This is a genomic window from Mesorhizobium sp. M7A.F.Ca.CA.004.06.1.1, assembly GCF_003999135.1.
Taxonomy (GTDB): Bacteria; Pseudomonadota; Alphaproteobacteria; order Rhizobiales; family Rhizobiaceae; genus Mesorhizobium.
In genome coordinates this window covers 1-1,797 of the sequence record NZ_RZPQ01000983.1, presented here as the reverse complement: position 1 = coordinate 1,797, position 1,797 = coordinate 1, and the positions used below count along the sequence as shown (strand labels likewise).

Sequence of the window (1,797 nt, the reverse complement as noted above, 5' to 3'; positions counted from 1 at the left end):
AATCACCAGATATATGTGGTGTCTGCCCCGGCAAATGTTGCCGGGTCGGGAGAAGGATTCCGATTGCCGCACGCTTAGAGGAGCGCGGTCTCATGAACTGGACTGACGAGCGGGTAGAACTCTTGAGAAAACTGTGGTCGGAGGGTCTGAGCGCAAGCCAGATTGCTGCGCAGCTTGGAGGGGTCAGCCGCAACGCGGTCATCGGGAAGGTGCATCGGCTGAAACTGTCGGGCCGCGGACGCTCGACCGCCACACCGGCACGCCAGAAGAAGGCAGCGCAAGGATCGACCGTCCAGAAATCGGTATCACGCGCTGCAACCACGGCACGCCATGTCACGACATCGATCGGCGCGACCGCCTTGCAGACGCAGTTCGACGCCGAACCCGTGGCACGCCATTACATCCGTCCGGTTGAGAATGTCGTGCTGCCGATCTCGCGGCATCTGCAGCTGGTCGAACTGACCGAGCGCACCTGCAAATGGCCGAACGGTGACCCGCTTTCAGAGGACTTCCATTTCTGCGGCAACGAAGCCGCCGAAACCGGACCCTACTGCAAATACCACGCCCGCGTGGCGTTCCAGCCGGCATCGGAGCGGCGGCGGAGTCGCTGAGCGAATAGCGAATAGCGAATAGCGAATAGCGAATAGCGAATAGCGAATAGCGAATAGCGAATAGCGAATAGCGAATAGAAACGGCTTGCCTTCCGTCACAGGAAGCAAGCCGTTTTTGTGTTCGCTATTCGCTACTCCCTATTCGCTATTCGCTCTCTTTCACAGCCAACCGTTCTTCCTGAACCGCCAGTAGAGGAACGTGCAGATCACCGCGATCGCGGTCAGCACCACCGGGTAGCCGTACTCCATCTTCAGTTCCGGCATACTGTCGAAGTTCATGCCGTAGATGCCTGCGAGCGCCGTCGGCACCGCCAGGATGGCGGCCCATGAGGCGAGTTTCTTGGTGTTCGCCGTTTCCTGACTCTGGCCGACTAGGAGGCTGGCCTCGAAAGCGAACGCCAGCACTTCGCGCAGGCTGTCGATCTTCTCCTGGACGGTGCGGATGTGGTCGGTCACGTCGCGGAACAGCGGGTGCATGGCGGTATGTATCTGCGGCAGCTCGGCGCTGGTCAGCCGTCGGCAGACTTCGACCAGCGGAAGCGCGGCATTGCGCAGGCGCAGGAGATCGCGGCGCAGCATATAGAGCCGTTCGATGTCGGGAGCGGTCATCGGCTTCAGCAGAACCTTGTCCTCGATCGCCTCGACTTCGTCCTCGATCTGCTCGAGCACCGGCATGTAATTGTCGACGATGAAATCGAGAATGGCATAGAGGACGAAATCCTCACCCTTGGCCAGCGAGTGCGGGCAGCTTTCCCAGTGCTGACGAACGGCGGCATAGGACGTCGAGGGACCGTGCCTGACGCTGACGATGTAGCCTGAGCCGACGAACAAATGGGTCTCGCCGAAAGTGACCCGACCGTCGATCAACTGCGCCGTGCGGGCGACGATGAACAAGGCGTCGCCATATTGCTCGATCTTCGGCCGCTGGTGCGGGTGCTCGGCATCCTCGATCGCCAACTCATGCAGGTGAAACTGCGCCTGGACGCGCAGCAACAGGTTACGGTCGGGCTCCAAAAGGCCGATCCAGACGACATGACCGGATTTCTTTGCCCATTCGCCGGCTTCCTCGATGGGAATGTCGGCGATGCGGCGCCCCGCCGTGTAGACGCCGCAAGCGATAATGCCGGATATCGGCCCAGGCGCCGGGGTCAGGTTCCGAGCATTTTCCATCACGACCTCCCGGAGC

The 1,797-nt window shown here is 60.8% G+C and carries 2 protein-coding genes; one reads left to right on the top strand and one right to left on the bottom strand.

The genetic code is table 11. The annotated features are described in order from the left end of the window. Positions 1 to 92: 92 nt before the first annotated feature. Complete coding sequence (locus tag EN906_RS32955; RefSeq protein WP_127267146.1) at positions 93 to 611, top strand: GcrA family cell cycle regulator; 519 nt, start codon at positions 93 to 95, stop codon at positions 609 to 611. Between the two features lie 159 nt (positions 612 to 770). Here the strand turns inward: EN906_RS32955 and EN906_RS32950 are convergent, their stop codons facing one another. After that, complete coding sequence (locus EN906_RS32950; RefSeq protein WP_127267147.1) at positions 771 to 1,781, bottom strand: magnesium and cobalt transport protein CorA; 1,011 nt, start codon at positions 1,779 to 1,781, stop codon at positions 771 to 773. Between the last annotated feature and the right edge of the window lie 16 nt (positions 1,782 to 1,797).

What these genes read in the sequence shown, in the direction of transcription:
- EN906_RS32950 (WP_127267147.1), bottom strand. Translation starts at nt 1,781, where the DNA reads ATGGAAAATGCTCGGAACCTGACCCCGGCGCCTGGGCCGATATCCGGC.
- EN906_RS32955 (WP_127267146.1), top strand. Translation starts at nt 93, where the DNA reads ATGAACTGGACTGACGAGCGGGTAGAACTCTTGAGAAAACTGTGGTCG.